The sequence below is a fragment of the Nocardiopsis sp. MT53 genome, assembly GCF_019598965.1.
Lineage (GTDB): Bacteria > Actinomycetota > Actinomycetes > Streptosporangiales > Streptosporangiaceae > Nocardiopsis > Nocardiopsis changdeensis.
Genome location: NZ_CP080599.1, coordinates 2,505,918 through 2,522,688, shown reverse-complemented (window position 1 = coordinate 2,522,688; position 16,771 = coordinate 2,505,918). Strand labels below are relative to the sequence as shown.

13 protein-coding genes are annotated in these 16,771 nt (G+C 73.8%); 12 read left to right on the top strand and 1 reads right to left on the bottom strand.

Annotated features, from left to right (window positions below; all coding sequences use genetic code 11):
* The first annotated feature begins 175 nt into the window (after positions 1–175).
* The 8 genes from K1J57_RS11125 (at position 176) to K1J57_RS11090 (ending at position 12,653) form a co-directional block, all read left to right on the top strand.
* Positions 176–814: an OB-fold-containig protein gene (locus K1J57_RS11125; protein WP_220565457.1), complete on the top strand. Its 639-nt coding sequence runs from the start codon at positions 176–178 to the stop codon at positions 812–814.
* A 258-nt stretch (positions 815–1,072) separates the two neighbouring features.
* On the top strand, positions 1,073–3,157 hold the full coding sequence (locus tag K1J57_RS11120; protein WP_220564364.1) for a flotillin family protein: 2,085 nt from the start codon (positions 1,073–1,075) through the stop codon (positions 3,155–3,157).
* 11 nt (positions 3,158–3,168) lie between these two features.
* Entirely contained in the window at positions 3,169–8,157 is a 4,989-nt protein-coding gene (locus K1J57_RS11115; protein ID WP_220564363.1) for a DNA repair ATPase, read from the top strand.
* Positions 8,158–8,278: 121 nt separating this feature from the next.
* Positions 8,279–8,701, top strand: a complete 423-nt coding sequence (locus K1J57_RS11110; protein WP_220564362.1) for a hypothetical protein — start codon at positions 8,279–8,281, stop codon at positions 8,699–8,701.
* A 59-nt stretch (positions 8,702–8,760) separates the two neighbouring features.
* The gene (locus K1J57_RS11105; protein WP_255646965.1) at positions 8,761–8,925 is read left to right on the top strand and encodes a MerR family DNA-binding transcriptional regulator; all 165 of its coding nucleotides are present in this window, start codon (positions 8,761–8,763) and stop codon (positions 8,923–8,925) included.
* A gap of 4 nt (positions 8,926–8,929) precedes the next feature.
* On the top strand, positions 8,930–9,910 hold the full coding sequence (locus tag K1J57_RS11100) for an arsenic resistance protein (protein ID WP_220564361.1): 981 nt from the start codon (positions 8,930–8,932) through the stop codon (positions 9,908–9,910).
* Between the two features lie 92 nt (positions 9,911–10,002).
* Positions 10,003–11,649 carry a DUF6745 domain-containing protein gene (locus K1J57_RS11095; RefSeq protein WP_220564360.1) on the top strand — a complete coding sequence of 549 codons (1,647 nt, stop codon included), beginning with the start codon at positions 10,003–10,005 and terminating at the stop codon, positions 11,647–11,649.
* A gap of 107 nt (positions 11,650–11,756) precedes the next feature.
* On the top strand, positions 11,757–12,653 hold the full coding sequence (locus K1J57_RS11090; RefSeq protein ID WP_220564359.1) for a macrolide 2'-phosphotransferase: 897 nt from the start codon (positions 11,757–11,759) through the stop codon (positions 12,651–12,653).
* A gap of 458 nt (positions 12,654–13,111) precedes the next feature.
* Here the strand turns inward: K1J57_RS11090 and K1J57_RS11085 are convergent, their stop codons facing one another.
* Positions 13,112–13,897 (bottom strand): alpha/beta fold hydrolase, encoded by a 786-nt coding sequence (locus tag K1J57_RS11085; RefSeq protein WP_220564358.1) that lies wholly within the window; start codon positions 13,895–13,897, stop codon positions 13,112–13,114.
* A 304-nt stretch (positions 13,898–14,201) separates the two neighbouring features.
* Here K1J57_RS11085 and K1J57_RS11080 point away from each other — a divergent pair, with 304 nt between their 5' ends.
* From K1J57_RS11080 to K1J57_RS11065, 4 genes are all read left to right on the top strand, one after another.
* Entirely contained in the window at positions 14,202–14,747 is a 546-nt protein-coding gene (locus K1J57_RS11080) for a GNAT family N-acetyltransferase (RefSeq protein ID WP_220564357.1), read from the top strand.
* A gap of 473 nt (positions 14,748–15,220) precedes the next feature.
* On the top strand, positions 15,221–15,628 hold the full coding sequence (locus K1J57_RS11075; protein WP_220564356.1) for a hypothetical protein: 408 nt from the start codon (positions 15,221–15,223) through the stop codon (positions 15,626–15,628).
* Positions 15,629–15,844: 216 nt separating this feature from the next.
* Positions 15,845–16,027 (top strand): thiazolylpeptide-type bacteriocin, encoded by a 183-nt coding sequence (locus tag K1J57_RS11070; protein ID WP_220564355.1) that lies wholly within the window; start codon positions 15,845–15,847, stop codon positions 16,025–16,027.
* A gap of 293 nt (positions 16,028–16,320) precedes the next feature.
* A complete protein-coding gene (locus tag K1J57_RS11065; protein ID WP_073380607.1) occupies positions 16,321–16,497 on the top strand; it encodes a thiazolylpeptide-type bacteriocin in 177 nt (58 codons plus the stop codon).
* Positions 16,498–16,771: the final 274 nt, after the last annotated feature.

Here is a 16,771-nt window from a genome sequence, read left to right as displayed (position 1 = left end):
GCGCGCGTCGCGGAAATCCGCGCGGCGGTGGCCGGTTCCGGCCACGCCGCCCGGCCCCCCGGACCGCGTTCAACTGGGACGTTGGGTAAAGTTCCGGGCACGGTCCCCGTCCTGACGGCCACCATCCCCCGTGCGCCGCCGGGGACCGGGATGGACGCGAAGGGGCGTGATCCGCGTGGGGCTGTTCCTCAGCACGGCTTTCGGCTTCCCGACCGTACTGTTCACCCCCATGCTCCTCGTGATCGTCCTCTACTGGATCGTGGTCGCGGTCGGCCTGGCCGACACCGACGTCCTCGACTCCGCGGACTCCGACGGCGACCCCGCGGGCGCGAGCGCGGTCATGGGGCGGGTGGGGCTGGGCAGGGCCCCGGTGACCGTGGAGATCACCGTGCTGGTGCTCTCCGCCTGGTTCGTGAGCATGATGGGCGGGATCGTGACCAGTCTCCTCACCCCCGACGGCGCCCTGCTCTGGGCGCTCGGAGCGGTCGTCCTCGTCATCGCCGTCGTGGCGGCGTGGGCGTTCACCAGCGGCGCGGTCATGGCCGTGCAGCGGTTCCTGCCCAAGGGCAAGGGGTCGTCCAAGCACGAACTGGTCGGCCGCACCTGCGTGATCCGGATCGGCTCGGCGAACGAGGGCTTCGGCCACGCGGAGATCACGACCGCGGGCGGGGCCTCCATCACCATCCCGGTGCGCACCATCGGCGGCGAGGTGCTGCCGTCGGGGAGCACCGCCCTGATCTTCGACCACAGCGACGACCGGGACGTCTTCCTGGTCACCGGCTTCGACGCGGCGCTGGACCCCGGCCAGGGCTGATCCCGGCCGGGGCTGACCCGGGCAAGACCGCCCCGGGCGGGCCCGCGCCCGCCGGCACCCCGGGTCCTCCGGCCACCGGCTCGTGCGCGAGGCCCTCGGGCACGAGCCTTTCCCGCGGGGGACGGAACCACCGGCCGGGGGCCCGCGTCCCATTCCACGAGCCCCCTTCCGGGAGCGTCCGGGCCCCGCACCCCCGCCCGCGCCGCCCCCGCACGGCCACTCGACCCCGCACGGTCAATCGCAGAAAGGCCCCCATACGTGTTGCTGAGCGCCCCATCCACCGGAGAGGCCGCCGACGCGGCGTTCCTCACCGTCGGCATCTCCCTGGCCGTCGCCCTCCTCGTCCTGCTCCTCCTGATCGTCTCCATCCTGAAGATGTTCAAGAAGGTCAAGCAGGGTGAAGCGCTGATCATCTCCAAGACGCGCGACGTCCACGTCACCTTCACCGGTGCGGTGATCCTGCCGGTCCTGCACAAGGCCGAGTACATGGACATCTCGGTCAAGACCCTGGACCTGGACCGTCGCGGCCGCGACGGCCTCACCTGCAAGGACAACATCCGCGCCGACATCAGCGTGAAGTTCTTCATCCGGGTCAACGAGACCGAGGAGGACGTCAAGCGGGTCGCCAAGGCCATAGGGACCGAGCGGGCCAGCAACCCCGAGACCCTCCAGGAGCTGTTCAACGCCAAGTTCGCCGAGGCCCTCAAGACCGTCGGCAAGCGGTTCGACTTCGAGGAGCTGTTCACCCAGCGCGAGGAGTTCCGCCAGCAGATCGTCGAGGTCATCGGCCAGGACCTCAACGGCTACGTGCTGGAGGACGTGGCGATCGACTACCTGGAGCAGACCCCGCTGCACCAGCACGACGCCAACAACATCCTCGACGCGCAGGGCATCTCGAAGATCACCGAGCGCACCGCCACCGAGCACAAGCGCACCAACGCCTTCGAGAACGACCGCAGGAAGGAGATCGACCGCCAGAACACCGAGACCTCCGAGACCCTCGCCGAGCTGGAGAAGCGGCGCGAGGAGGCGGCGGCCAAGGCCAAGCGGGAGATCGAGATCATCAAGGCCCGCGAGGAGGCCGAGACGGCCCGCGTGCAGGCCGAGGAGCGCCTCAAGGCCGAGACCGCCAACATCCGCACCTCCGAGGCGCTGGGCGTCCAGCACCAGAACCAGCAGCGCGAGATCGCGGTCGCCGAGAAGAACCGCGAGCGCGTCATCGCCATCGAGACCGAGCGGATCGAGAAGGACCGCATGCTGGAGGTCATCGGCCGCGAGCGCGAGACCGAGCTGAGCCGGATCTCCAAGGACAAGGAGGTCGAGGCCGAGAAGCGCGAGGTCGCCGACGTCATCCGCGAGCGGGTCGCCGTGGACCGCACCGTCGCCGAGCAGGAGGAGGCCATCAAGCGCCTGCGCGCGGTCGAGGAGGCCGAGCGCCAGCGCCAGGCCATCATCATCCACGCCGAGGCCGAGGCCCAGGAGCGCCTGGTCAAGGACATCAAGGCCGCCGAGGCAGCCGAGGCCGCGGCCAAGCACAGGGCCGCCGAGGAACTGACCCTCGCCGAGGCCCGCCAGCAGGCCGCCGAGCTCGACACCCGCGCCAAGATCCGCCTCGCCGAGGGCATCCAGGCCGAGGCCGCCGCCCAGGGCCTGGCCGACGTCCAGGTCCGCGAGCAGGACGCCGCGGCCATCGAGAAGGTCGGCACCGCCGAGGCCGAGGTCTCCCGCCTCAAGGCCGAGGCCGAGGCCAGGGCCGTCCAGGCGAAGATGCTCGCCGAGGCCGAGGGCATCGAGGCCAAGCTGCGCGCCGAGGCCGCGGGCCTCACCGACAAGGCCGGGGCCATGGCCGCCCTGGACCAGGTCAGCCGCGAGCACGAGGAGTACCGCCTGCGCCTGGAGGCCGAGAAGGAGGTCCGCCTGGCCGGGATCGACGTCCACCGCCAGGTCGCGGAGGCCCAGGCCACCGTGCTGGCCACCGGCCTGGAGAACGCCGACATCAACATCGTCGGCGGCGACGGCGTCTTCTTCGACCGCATGGTCAACTCCATCGGCCTGGGCAAGGCCGTGGACGGCTTCGTCGGCAGCTCCGAGACGATGCAGGCGCTGGGCGGAAGCTGGCTGAACGGCGAGGGCGACTTCGTCCGCGACATCAAGAAGGTCGTGTCGTCGCTGGACACCGAGGACGTCAAGAACCTCACCGTGTCCGCCCTGCTGCTCCAGCTCATCAACGGCGGCCAGGGCGACAACGGCAAGCTCAACGGCCTGCTGTCCGCGGCCCGCTCCATGGGCCTGGACCAGCTGCCGGTGACCGCGCTCGCCCCCGCCAACGCCGTGAAGCAGTGAGGTAGCCGTCCGTGACCGAGGCCCCCGAGACCGCAGGCCCCGGGCCGGACACCGTCGACGCGCAGGAGCTGGACGCGGGCACCTACGAGGTGCTCCGCGCCCGGCTCCGCGAGCAGACCGGTGAGCTGGCCCGCCGTACAGAGGAACTGAACACCCGCCGGCTGGAGGTGTTCGGCGGCACCGAGCTGACCCTGCTCGGCACCGAGCGGATCCGCACCGAGCACAACTGCACGCCGCGGGACATCGTCAGCGTGGGCGGCTCCGTCGGGGGCGGCACCGGTGACACCATCCTGTTCGGCTACAACGTCTTCATCGGCATGCAGCGGGAGACGCACGTCTCCGACGTGTTCTCGCTGCACCGCTACGAGCACGACGGCGACGGGTTCTCCTTCACCGACGCGCCCGCCGGGACCCTCCCGGGTCTGCTGGAGGACGCGCGGTTCCGGCAGGACTTCGGTCAGCTCTACCGCTACTACCGCGACGCCCGCCTCCTCCAGCTGCGCAAGGTCGAGGACCGGCTGCTGGCCGTGTTCCAGATCGGCCCGCAGACGGAGGACGTGCGGGTGCTGCGGTGGACGGTGGCGCCCACCGGCGAGATCGCCTACCTCGACGAGCGCGGCGAACGCGACCACGTCTTCCCGCCCTCGCACGAGTTCTCGTGGGTGGAGGCCACTCGCGAGGACCACGTCCCGGGCCGCCACCCGCACATCTCGATCCTCGACGAGCTGTTCGTGGAGACGGTCGGCGGCGACCTCACCATCAAGATCGAGAACAACACCGAGGTCGGCGAGGGCGTCTACAGCGAGCCCGTGGACGAGGCGCTGCAGAGCCTGGCCGACGCCTCGGTGTTCCACGCCGAGGTGGGGCCGCTCATCCTGCTGCGGATCCGGCCCTACAACGAGATCGTGTGGCGGCACCTGGTCTTCAACCGGCACACCAAGGACGTCCTGCGCCTCGACGGGATCGGGCAGTCCTGTCAGCGCCTGCCCGACGACCAGGGCCTGATCTTCCCCGGCGGCTACTACCTGTCCACCGGCGTGGCGCGGACGTTCGACACCGACGTCACCGACCTGGAGTTCGAGCGGGTGGTGCGCTCGCCCAACGGCGAGGACGTGCTGTACGTCTTCCACTCGCGGGCGGACGGCCGCAGCCTGCTGCTGCCGTACAACACCATCCGCAAGGAGGTCGCCAACCCGATCGTCTGCCACGGGTACTCGCTGTTCGACGACGGCACCATGACGGTGTTCCGGGAGACGTCGGGCGAGCCCACCCGGGTCCACCCCATGCAGGTGTGGCAGACCCCGTTCGTGTCCGACGAGTACGCCGCCGCCCAGCCCGTGGGCAGCGGCCCGCTGGAGCGGATCGGCAACGCCGAGCTGGTGCGGGGCGTGTCGGACTGCCTGTCCGTGGCGCGGATGGCCCAGGACATGAGCCCCTCCACCGAGGTGTTCGAGGCGCTCATCGCCGCCTGCCGCCGGGTGTCGGACCGGTTCCACTGGCTGGGCGAGGAGGAGCTGGGCGACCTGGCCGCCCCCCTCTCCCAGGTGCGCGCCACCGCCGAGCGGGTGCTGGAGGAGTTCGAGACCGTCCAGGCGCTCACCGCCCAGGCCGCCGAGGCGCTGGCCGCGGCGCAGGAGAGGGCGACGGCGCTCATCCGCACCTCCCGGGGGGAGGCCCCCCGGACCGCGGAGGGCTGGATCACCCGGCTCACCGAGCTGCGCCGCGCCCAGGGGCAGGCGGCCACGCTGGGCGAGATGCGCTACGTGGACGCCGACCTGCTCGCCGGGCTGGACCGGTCCCTGGAGGAGGAGATCGGCTCCGTGGGCCGCCGCACCGTGGCGTTCCTGGAGCAGGAGGACGCCTTCGCCGGCTACCACTCCGATGTGGAGCGGCTGGTGGAGGAGGCCGAGACCCTCGAAGCGGTCAGCGCCGCCACCGCCGTGGGCGAGCGGATCGCCGCGCAGACCGAGGGGCTCCAGACGGTCACCGAGGTCATCGGGTCGCTGGAGATCGGCGACGCCCAGGTGCGCACCCGCATCCTGGAGCGGATCAGCGAGGTGCTGGCCGGGATCAACCGGGCCCGCGCCACCCTGGAGGCCCGCCGCAAGGAGCTGCTGGCCCTGGAGGGCCGGGCCGAGTTCGCGGCCGAGTTCGCGCTGCTCGGGCAGGCCGTCACGGGGGCGCTGGCGGCCGCCGACACCCCCGAGCGCTGCGACGAGCAGCTGGGGCGGATCATGCTCCAGCTGGAGAACCTGGAGTCGCGGTTCGCCGAGTTCGAGGACTTCCTCGGGGAGCTCTCGGACAAGCGCGAGGACGTGTACGAGGCGTTCTCCACCCGCAAGCAGTCGCTGGTGGACGAGCGGGCCCGCCGCGCCGACCGGCTGGCGGCCTCCGCCGAACGCGTGCTGGAGGGCGTGCACCGCAGGGTGGCGTCGCTGTCCACCCTGGAGGACGTCAACACCTACTTCGCCTCCGACGCGATGGTGGCGCGGCTGCGCCGCACCGCCGACGAGATGCGCGAACTCGGCGACACCGTGCGCGCCGAGGAGCTCCAGGGCCGCATCCTCGCCGCCCGCCAGGAGGCGGGGCGGTCCCTCCAGGACCGCACCGACCTGTACGACGGCGACACCATCCGGCTGGGCAGGCACCGGTTCGCGATCAACTCCCAGCCGATCGACCTCACCCTCACCCCCTTCCAGGGGGAGATGGCGGTGGCGGTCACCGGCACCGACTTCCGGGAGCCGGTGACCGACCCGCAGTTCGCGCGGACCCGGCACCTGTGGGACCGCCTGCTGGTGTCGGAGAGCCCCGAGGTGTACCGGGCCGAGTACCTGGCCACGTCGATCCTGGCGGCGGCCGAGGAGAGCGCGGACGGCCTGGCCCGGCTGCACGAGGCCGAACTGCACCCCGAGAACGGGGCCTCGCTGTCGGCCCTGGTCCGCGAGGCGGCCGAGTCCCGCTACGACGAGGGCTACGAGCGGGGCGTGCACGACCACGACGCCGCGAAGATCCTGTCGTCCCTGCTGCGCCTGCGCGCCGGCGCCGGGCTGCTGCGCTACCCGGGGCGCACGCGCGCGGTCGCCCAGCTGTTCTGGGCGTTCGGCGCCGACCAGGGCCGGCGGACCTCCTGGGCGACCCGGGCGGCGTCGCTGGCCCGCGCCCGCGCGGTGTTCGGGGCCCGGCGCTCGACCGCCGCCGACGCGCTGCGCACCGAGCTGGCCGGGGCCGTGGACGCGTTCCTCACCGACACGGGGCTGTACCAGGACGCCGACCTGGACCTGGTCGGCGACTACCTGTTCGAGGAGCTGGCCGCCGACAGCCCCGCCGAGCGCGGCTTCGTGTCCGGTCCGGGGGCGCGCACGCTGCTGGACCGGTTCTCCCGGGCACTGGGCAGCACCCGGGAGACCACGCGCAAGTCCTTCGAGGAGGACCTGCGCGGGCTCGGCGACGACCTGGCCGCCCGGTACCAGCTGGTCGGCGCGTGGCTGGAGGCGTACGCGGCCACCCGCGACGACGTCGACCCCGGCGACCTGCCCGAGGCGGCGGCGATCGCGCTCGCCGGGGTGGACCGGTACGAGTCCTCCGCGGCGGTGCACGAGACCGTCACCGGCCTGCTCGGCTCGCACCCCCGGATCCGGGACCGGTCCCTGGACGTGCGGCTCGACGAGATCCTGCCGCGCACCCGCCGGTTCAGGCTGGAGGAGGTGCCCGCCTACCGGGACTTCCAGAAGCGGCGCAACGCCCTGGTGGCCGCCGAGCGCGACCGGCTGCGGCTGGAGGAGTACAAGCCCAAGGTGATGAGCGGGTTCGTCCGCAACCGGCTGCTGGACGAGGCGTACCTGCCGCTGATCGGGGACAACCTCGCCAAGCAGCTGGGCGCCGCGGGCGACGACAAGCGCACCGACCAGAGCGGCCTGCTGCTGCTCATCTCCCCTCCGGGCTACGGCAAGACCACGCTCATGGAGTACGTGGCCAGCCGGCTGGGACTGGTGTTCGTCAAGGTCAACGGGCCCGCCCTGGGGCACGGGGTCACCTCCCTGGACCCGGCGGAGGCGCCCGACGCCACCTCCCGGCAGGAGGTCGAGAAGATCTCCTTCGCCCTGGAGATGGGCAACAACACGATGCTGTACCTGGACGACATCCAGCACACCGACCCGGAGCTGCTCCAGAAGTTCATCTCGCTGTGCGACGGGCAGCGCAGGATGGAGGGCGTCTGGAACGGGCGGACCCGCACCTACGACCTGCGCGGCAAGCGGTTCGCGGTCTGCATGGCCGGCAACCCGTACACCGAGCAGGGCAAGCGGTTCCGGATCCCGGACATGCTGGCCAACCGCGCCGACGTGTACAACCTGGGCGACGTGCTGTCGGGGAAGGAGGAGTTGTTCTCGCTGAGCTACATCGAGAACGCCCTCACCTCCAACCCGACGCTGGCGCCGCTGTCCACCCGGGACCGGGAGGACGTTCACCTGTTCGTGCGCATGGCGCAGGGGGACGAGTCGGTGACCGTCGACCGGATGAGCCACCCGTACTCGGCGGTCGAGGTCGAGCGGATCGTGTCGGTGCTGCGCAAGCTGCTGCGCGTCCAGGAGGTGGTGTTGGCCAACAACCAGGCGTACATCGCCTCCGCGGCCCAGTCCGAGGACGCCCGCACCGAGCCGCCGTTCCGCCTCCAGGGGTCGTACCGGAACATGAACCGGCTGGCGGAGAAGATCGTGCCGGTGATGAACGACGCCGAGGTGGAGGCCATCATCGACGACCACTACCTGGGCGAGGCGCAGACGCTGACCTCGGGGGCGGAGGCCAACCTGCTCAAGCTGGCCGAGCTGCGGGGGACCATGACCCCGGAGCAGAAGGCCCGCTGGGCGGAGGTCAAGGCGGCGTTCCGCCGCTCCCGCGCCCTGGGCGGGGCCGAGGACGACCCGGTGACACGGGCGATCGGCGCGATCGGGCTGCTCGCCGACCGCGTCGGCGAGATCGGCAGCGCCCTGGACCGGGACTGACCCGGTCCGGGGGACACGGCCGCGGGGCCGGGCACGCGCCCGGCCCCGCGGCGCACGGAGGGAACACGGCGGACACCGACGGCCCCGGCGGCCGCCGGGACGGCGAACGGGGAGGCGGCGCATGAGGGTGGTCGTGGACCGGGACTCCGTGTCGATGGGGGACGACGTGGAACCCCACGCCCGGGTGTGGGAGCCGCCCGACGACACACGGGTGGGCGAGGTGGTCGCCCGCATGGCCGGGGAGTACCTGCCCCGCTCGGGCGGCTGCGCCTGGACCGTGGAGGCCCTGCACGGGGCCGAGGCGGTCCGGGAGGACGGCGCGGTCGTGCTGCTCCGCCGGGGCGGTCGGGCCACGCCCTGCGCGTTCGTCGCGTACCCGGAGGTCGGCGCCCTGGACGCGGTCGTGGCGCCCGCCGCCGAGGTCCGCGCGGTGGTCGTCCCGACGCCGACCGGCGAGTACGCCTTCCACGCCCGCCACCACCCCCACGGCCGCCCGGTCCCCCTCACCACCTACCTGTCACGCGCGCACGGCCGGACGCCCTGAAAGCGCCCCGCGTCCGGCGGCTCGACCTTCGAGTCGGCTCGAAGGCCTACCGTGTGCGCATGGTGTTGATGCGGGTCTCCGAACCGGCCGAACGCTCCGGCGTGGCGGCCACCACCCTCCGCTACTACGGGGAGAGGGGGCTGCTCCCGGCGCAGCGCTCCCCGGCCTGGGAGGCCGCCCGCCTGCTGGGCGCCCTGGGGCCCGGCTCCACCGAAAAGGGCTGACCCGGTGTCCACGGCCGAACGCCTCCAGAGCCTGTTCGTGGCCCTAGCCGCCCTGGCGGGCCTGGCCGCGGGCCTGCTGCCGCACGTCGGCCCGGTCGCCGGGCACGCGGTGCTGCCCGCCCTGCTGGTGATGCTCACCGCGGTGTTCGTGCAGATGGACGCCGCCCACGTGGGTGAGGTCCACCACGCCAAGACCCTGGTCGCCGTCAGTCTGGTGCTCAACTTCGTGTTCACCCCGGCCCTGGCCTGGGCGCTGGGCGCGGGCCTGCTGGGCGGCGAACCGGACCTGCGCATCGGCCTGCTGCTGCTCCTGGTGACCCCGTGCACGGACTGGTACCTGGTCTTCACCGCCATGGCGCGCGGGCACACCGGCATCGCCGCGGCCCTGCTGCCGGTCAACCTCGTCCTCCAGCTGCTCCTGCTGCCGGTGTACGTGCTGCTGCTGGGCGGGCGAGCCGCCATGGTCGACGGCGCCACACTGGCCGAGTCGGTCCTGCTCGTCCTCGTGGTCCCGCTGACGCTGGCGATGCTGCTGCGGTGGGCCTCGGCCCGGTTCGGGGGAGCCGCCTGGCGCGAGCGCCGCGTCACCGGCCCGGCCTCGCACCTGGTGCTGCCGCTGCTGTACGCGGCCGTGTTCGCGATGTTCGCCTGGCAGTCGCGCATGGTCCTGGAGCACGGCGCCGACCTGCTCGCGCTGCTGCCCCCGCTGGTGGTCTTCTTCGTGACGCTGCCGCTGATCGCCACGGGCCTGTCCCGGGTGCTGCGCCTGTCGGCCGACCGGGCGGTCACGCTGACCATGACCGCCACGGCCCGCAACTCGCCCATCGCGCTGGCGATCGCGGTCGCGGCCTTCCCCGACCGGCCCCTGATCGCGGTCGCCCTGGTGGCCGGCCCGCTGGTGGAGCTGCCGGTGCTGGCCCTGCTCGCCCAGCTGGTGCGCCCCCGCCGCCCGGCCCCGGCCACCCCGGAACCCCACAGCCCCTGAGCCCCCGCCCGGGGCGGGGCGGCCGTGTCCGGAACCGGGGGGCGGCACCACCCGTCACACAGGGCACCGACCGATCCACGCGAGGAGTGACCGTGTCCGCGAACGGACTGACCGACGAGCAGCACCGCACCCTGGAGGGGCTGGCCGCACGGTGGCGGGAGCGCGCGGCCGATCCCGACCCGGGCGCGGCGGAACGCGCCGTGGGCGACCTCTACCGGAGCCGGGGTGCGGCGCCGCCCGCCGTCGTCCGGTGCGCGTCCCCGCTCGCCGGGCTGCTCGCCGTCCACATCCTCCGGTCCGACACGGCGCTGCGGGACCGGGCCGGCGCGCCCCTGCCGGCCCCGGACCCGCTCACCGACCACGGCCTCCTGCAACGGCTCTGGAGGCTGGACCTGCCGCAGGGCCTCGTGTCCGGGGCCCTCACGGCCGCGGAGGCGCTGGTCCCGGCCCCGGCCTGGAACTCCTACCGGGTCGGCGAACAGTTCCGCACCCGGGCGGCCGCGCCCGCCGACCCGGCCCTCTTCGACCGGGCCCTCGCCGGAGCCCGTGCCGCGCTCTCCCGGGACCTGGAACTCCCGGTCCCCGCCACGGACGGACCGGCGGCCTCCGACGGGCACTGGCGAACGCTCCAGCAGCAGGCCCGGACGCCCGTCGCCCCCGCCCCGGTGCTGGCCTCGCTCCTGCTGCGCGACCTCGCCGCGGACGCCGCCGCCGAGGGGCTGGACGCCCTGGCGGACCTGGCCCCGACGGTCGGCTGGTGGTGGGCGTTCGAGCACGTCGCGGTCCTCACCCCGCCCCCGGCGGAGGTCCACACCGACGCCCGCGGCCGCCTCCACCACCCCCACGGCCCCGCCGTCCGCTTCGGGGACGGCTTCTCGGTGCACGCCTGGCACGCGCACCTCGTCCCGCCGAGCCTCATCTCCCCCGGCTGGTCCGCCGCGGACATCGCCGGCGCCCCCGACGCCGAGATCCAGGCCCGGGCCGACGCGGAGCTCGGCGCCGGGGCCGTGCGCGGCTTCGGCGTGCCCGACCAGCGCAGGTGCGCCGCCGAGCGGCTCGGCTGGGCGCGGGTGGCCGCCGACCTCGGCCTGTCCCCCGTCGCGGAGGACTCCACCCACTCCCTGTACGACCTGCCCGAGACCGTGCTCGGCCTCCCCGTGCGCGTCGTCGTGGGCGCCGACGGCACCGCCGGCCTCGTGCCCGCCGACATCGGCGATCCGGCGGCCGCCGCGGGCTGGCTCACCGGCCCCGCCGAGGAGCCGGAACTGCTCCGCCGCGCCCGGCGGGACGCCGACACCGAGGACCACCTGGCCGCGTTCGACGTGTACACCGACCTCGACGAGCAGTACGGGGGCGGCGACCCCCACGTCGAGGAGGTCCACCTCATCGGCGGCCGGCGCCTGGAGCCGTTCGCCTACGAGGGGGCGGGCGGCACCTACTACCTGTGCGGGGAGGGGCCCCGGCGCCCCGTCCTGTACGCCGACTCCGAGGGCGGGTTCCGGGTCCTGGGCCACGACCTGGTCGAGGCGCTGGAACTCCTCGCCGCCGAGCGGTTCCGCGACCTCGACCCCGACGACCCCGACGAGGACGACCCGCGCCCCGCGGCGAAGGCCCTGGGCCTGGCCCCGCCGGACACCCCCGGGCTCCTGGAGGAGCGCCGGGCCGCCTCCCGGGCGATGTCCGGGGCCCTCACCCTGATCATGACCGCGGAGGGCAACGGCTACGGGTTCCGGGGCTGAGGGCGGACGGGCTTCCCCCGGGCACGGGCGCCCCGGTCCGTGGACGGCGGCGCGACCGGGCGGCGCGGACGTGGAAACGGGACGCGCGCGGATGAGAGCGTGGTCCCATGAGCACGATCGACGATGTCATCGCCCTGGCCGCCGCCCACGGGCTGGACCTGCTCCCGGAGTCCGCGGACGTGAACGAGGCGGGCCTGGACTACCGGGTCGTGATGGCCGACGACACCGAGGGGCGGCGGTGGGTGCTGCGCGTGCCGCGGCGCGCGGACGTCTCGGCAGGCATGGCCGCGGAGGCCCGCGTCCTGGACCTGGTGGCCCCGGCCCTGGCGGCCGGGGGCATCGCCGTGCCGGACTGGCAGGTGCGCGGACCCGACCTGGTCGCCTACCCGGCGCTGCCCGGCTCCCCCGGGCTGACCCTGCCCGGCGGGGAGCCGGAGTGGCACATGGACCCGGCCGACCCCGGCTACGCCGAGCGGCTGGGCCGCCTGCTGGCGCGCCTGCACTCCATCACCCCCGAGCGGGCCGGGGCCGCCGGGGTCGAGGTGCGCACACCGGCGCAGGTGCGCCGGTCGTGGGCGGAGGACATCGCGCGGGTGCGCGAGGAGTTCACCGTCGCGCCCGCCCTGGCCGGGGCCTGGCAGGACTGGCTCGAGGACGACACCTGCTGGCCCCCGGCCACGGTGATGACGCACGGCGAGATCTACCCCGCCCACGTCCTGTTCGACGGGGACGGCACCATCACCGGCGTCCTGGACTGGACCACGGCCCGCGTGGACGACCCGGCCCGAGACCTGGCCGCCCAGTACGGGGCCGCGGGCGAGGAGATGCTGCGGGCCGCCGTGTCCGCGTACGGGGAGGCGGGCGGCCGCGTCCACCCCGGCCTGGTCGCACAGGCGAGGCACCTGTGGGACGCCTCCCCCATCGGGCACGCCCTGTACGCCCTGACCACGCGCGACGACGCCGACCTCGCCGCGGCCGCCGCCGCGCTGGACCCCGGGGCCTGACACGCCGCCCGCCCGCGCCGCGCCCGCGTGCCCCGCGCCCGGGCCGCCCGGGGGACCCCCGGGCGGCCCGGGCGGTCCTCCGGGCGGGTGGCGCGGGCAGGTGCCGCGGTGGACCCAGGCGGTCCTCCGGGCGGGTACCGCGGTGAACCCGAGCGGTCCTCCGGGCAGGTACCGCGGTGGACCCGGGCGGTGCTCCGGGCGGGTACCGCGGTGAACCCGAGCGGTCCTCCGGGCAGGTAGCGCGGTGGACCCGAGCGAGTCCCCCAGGCAGGTGCCGCGGTGGATCCGGGCGAGCCTCCGGGCGGGTACCGCGGTGGACCCGGGCGGGCCTCCGGGCAGGTAGTGCGGTGGACCCGGGCGGGCCCGGTGCCGGCCCGCGGCCGGCGCCTCCCGGCCCGAAGAGCGCTCCCCGTTCCGCGCCCTGCCCGCCCGGCCGCCCGCGACCGGCGGACCGGGGCTCAGCCCAGGACGAAGTGCGTCACGTCCGCGACGAGGCGGTCGGTCTCCTCGTACGGCAGCATGTGGCCGGAGTGCTCGTAGACCCGGAACTGGAAGTCGGGGATCGACACCGCCACCTCCCGGCCCATCTCCGGGGTGTTCAGCCCGTCGCCGCTGCCGGAGACCACCAGGGTCGGGGAGGTGATCCCGCCCAGGTGGGGCCGCAGGTCGAACCCGGCCAGGGACCGTTCCACCGCGGCCTTCTCCTCGGGGGACGCCGGGTCGGAGCCCAGGCTCAGCAGGATCTGCGTGCGCCGGTCGTCCGAGGTGTCCGGCGACCAGAGCGCCCCCGCCATGAACTCCAGTGCGTCCCGGGCCGACGCACTGGCGAGGTCGAACCCCATGCGCTCGGCGTACGCCGCCGACGACGACGTCAACCCGTGCGCCTTCGGTGCGACCAGCACCAGCTTCGACACCCGCGCGGGTTCCAGGACGGCGGCCTGCGCGGCGACGTACGACCCCATGGAATGGCCCAGAACGGCGGCCGAGCCGTACCCCAGCGACGCGATCAGCCCGTTGAGGGCGTGCCCCTGGTCCTCTAGGACGAACTCCTCGGGGTGGGCCGATTCGCCGTGCCCCAGCATGTCGGGCGTGACGACCCGGAAGGACTCCGCCAGGCGTTCCGCCACCGGGGCCAGGTCACCCGATTCGCCGTGGAGGCCGTGGACCATGACCAGGGGCGGGGCCGACGGCTCCCCGTACTCCCGGTAGAAGAGTGAGTGGCCGTTGATCTCCGCCGTTGGCATACCCGTGTCCCGTCCTCGCAGCGCCGCCGAGCCGTCCCGGACAGTACACCACGGCGCCCGCGCCGGGACGCGCGCGCACCATCGCGGTCGACGGCCGGGGAACGCACCCTCCGACGGGGCGCCGCCGGAGCGGCCGGCCGCGGGCTGCGCGCGCCTCCCGCGCCCGTGCGGTGGGGAGCCGTCCTCCCGCCGCTTTCCTCCAGAAAATCAGGAGGAACCTCTCATATGTCCCGCGTAGGGTGGGCCCGATCCCCCATCCGCGCCCGTCCCCTTTCACCATTGACCGTTCCGGTCGAGGAGCCCGATGTACAGCACACCCCTCGGAGACGGCGCCGAGCTGCGCCCGCTCGAACCCTGGCATGCCCGGGAGTTCCTGGACCACATCGACCGGGGCCGGGAGTTCATCGGCCGCTACGTCGGCCTGCCCGACCTGGTCACCGACCTGGAGTCGAGCCGCGCCTACCTCCAGCGGTACGCGGACAGGACCGCCGCCGACACGGGTCGCATCTGCGGGATCCGGCTGGACGGGAAGCTCGTCGGCGGTGTGCTGCTGCCGCAGCTGGACACCTCCCAGGGCACCGCCGAGGCCGGCTGCTGGCTGGAGCCCGCTGCCTCCGGCCGCGGGCTCGTGACCCGGGCCGCCCGGGTGCTCATCGGCTGGGCGTTCGAGGAGCGCGGGGTGCACCGCGTCGAGTGGCACGTGGACACCGAGAACACGGCGAGCATCGCGGTGGCGCGCCGCCTGGGCATGACCCGGGAGGGTGTCATGCGCGGCAACTTCCTGTACCGGGGCAGCCGCCGCGACACCGAGATCTGGTCGGTCCTCGCCCCGGAGTGGAAGACCGCCTGACCCCCGGGCGCCGGCCCCGGTGCTCCTCCGGGCGCCGGGCACGCCCCCGGCCGCGCGCTTCGAGTGTCACGGCACCCCCGGCGTGCTCTCCGGACGCCGGGCACGATACCCCGGGGGCCGGCCCCGGCCGCACTTCCCAGGCACAGCTCGGGTGCCGGGCAGGGCAGCCCCGGCCACACGCCGGGGGTGTCACGGCACCCCCGGCGTGCTCTCCGGACGCCGGGCACGATACCCCCGGGGACCGGCCCCGGCCGCACTTCCCAGGCACAACTCGGGTGCCGGGCAGGGCAGCCCCGGGCACACGCCCGGGCCGCCGAACACGGCCCTCACAGGACGCACGTCCCGGGAGCCGGGCACTCCCCCGGACGCACCTCCCGGCGCTCCCCCGGGTACCGGTCAGCACTCCCCGGACGTACTCCCCGGGTGCCGGGTACGGCCTTCTGATCCGCGGGTCCGGCGCCTACCATGAGGCCATGGCCATCAACGGTTCCCCCGTTCGGCGGCCCGGACCCCCCGGCCCGGACCCGGCCTGGGCGTGGATCGGCCCGGCCCTGGCCGGCCTGGTCTCCCTGGCGACCCTGGGCCTGATCTCCCCCCTCCTGCTCTGGTACGCCTTCCTCCGGCTGCGGAACCCGGTCTCGTTCCTGTGCGCGCTGGCCTCCTCGGCGCTGCTGGTGGCCCTCGCCCTCCTCGAGGGGGCGGACGACCTCAACCTGCCGGTCGTCCTCGCCCTGTGGCTGGGCGGGTCCGCCGCCGTCCTCCGCCTCTTCCGCGCCCTGGCGGCGCGCCCGGCCGGCCCGGATCTGCGGCACGGCGAACGGGGCGCGGGCCCGGCGGCGCCCGGAGCCGTGCGCCCGGGTCCCGCCGCACACCGCCGCTGAGCACCGCGGACCCCACCGGAAACAATCCTTGGAATTCCAGACCTTTCGGGACCCCATACCGCACAGCCCTCCCGGTCGTTTTCCATTGTTACGGGAACGCGAACCCGAGGACACGCTACGGAGAATGGTCGATACAGCCCCTATCCGCTTTCCGCGCCGCATGTTATTTTCGTGCCGCCCGGGGGACCGCGCACGAAACGAACGAAGGGGCTCACCATGCCCGAATCCACGGCTCTGGACATCGACCTGCCCGAGCTGAACTTCGACGATATGGAGGTCATGAGCGTCCGCGAGGCCGTCGCCGTCCCCGAGACCGGCGCGACCAGCGGCTCCAGCAGCTGCACCTCCACCTCCTGCTGCGGCTCCAGCAGCTGCTGCTCCGGCGGTTCCTGCGGCTGACCCCGCACACCGCCGACAGGCCGGGACCGGGTCCCGGCGTGTGACCGACGGATCGCGCTCCACGTGCGGAGCGACCTTTCCACATCCCCCGTTCCACGACCCCCAAACCCCCCGTCGCACATTCACGCTGCACAGGCGATAAACCCGTTGACCGTTTTCGGCCACCCCCTTACCCGGGGACGGTCTCTCCGCAAGGAAAGACCCACCGACTCGATAGGGAAAAGCCGCGTCCGGTCGACCGGTCAAAGCGTGGACGAACGGGTGACGTTTTCTCTTCCACGAAAGGTTCCCCCATGCAGGACTCCCCCTCCATCGAACTGCCCGACCTCGACTTCTCCGACATGGAGGTCATGAGCGTCCGCGAGGCCGTCGCCGTCCCCGAGACCGGCGCGACCAGCGGTTCCAGCAGCTGCACCTCCACCTCGTGCTGCGGTTCCAGCAGCTGCTGCTCCTCGGGTTCGTGCGGCTGATCCGGCCCCGAACCGGATCGGTCATCCGGTCTCGATCCGGATCGGTCATCCGGATCTGAAGCGGATCGACTATCCGATCTGGAACCGGATCGGTCATCCGGCTCCTATCCGGACGGGCCATCCGGCTCTGAAGCGGATCGGCCATCCGAGGCCGATACGGATCGGGTGTCCGGTTTCCAACCGGATCGACCATCCGCTTCCGGCCCGGCGCTGACCCGGACCCGGACCCGGATCCGGTCCGAGCCCTGCACCCAGGGCGGTTCCCCACCGGTCG

Coding starts and splice junctions, on each gene's coding strand:
- K1J57_RS11070 (WP_220564355.1), top strand. CDS start 15,845: ATGCCCGAATCCACGGCTCTGGACATCGACCTGCCCGAGCTGAACTTC.
- K1J57_RS11075 (WP_220564356.1), top strand. CDS start 15,221: ATGGCCATCAACGGTTCCCCCGTTCGGCGGCCCGGACCCCCCGGCCCG.
- K1J57_RS11085 (WP_220564358.1), bottom strand. CDS start 13,897: ATGCCAACGGCGGAGATCAACGGCCACTCACTCTTCTACCGGGAGTAC.
- K1J57_RS11105 (WP_255646965.1), top strand. CDS start 8,761: ATGGTGTTGATGCGGGTCTCCGAACCGGCCGAACGCTCCGGCGTGGCG.
- K1J57_RS11110 (WP_220564362.1), top strand. CDS start 8,279: ATGAGGGTGGTCGTGGACCGGGACTCCGTGTCGATGGGGGACGACGTG.
- K1J57_RS11080 (WP_220564357.1), top strand. CDS start 14,202: ATGTACAGCACACCCCTCGGAGACGGCGCCGAGCTGCGCCCGCTCGAA.
- K1J57_RS11065 (WP_073380607.1), top strand. CDS start 16,321: ATGCAGGACTCCCCCTCCATCGAACTGCCCGACCTCGACTTCTCCGAC.
- K1J57_RS11090 (WP_220564359.1), top strand. CDS start 11,757: ATGAGCACGATCGACGATGTCATCGCCCTGGCCGCCGCCCACGGGCTG.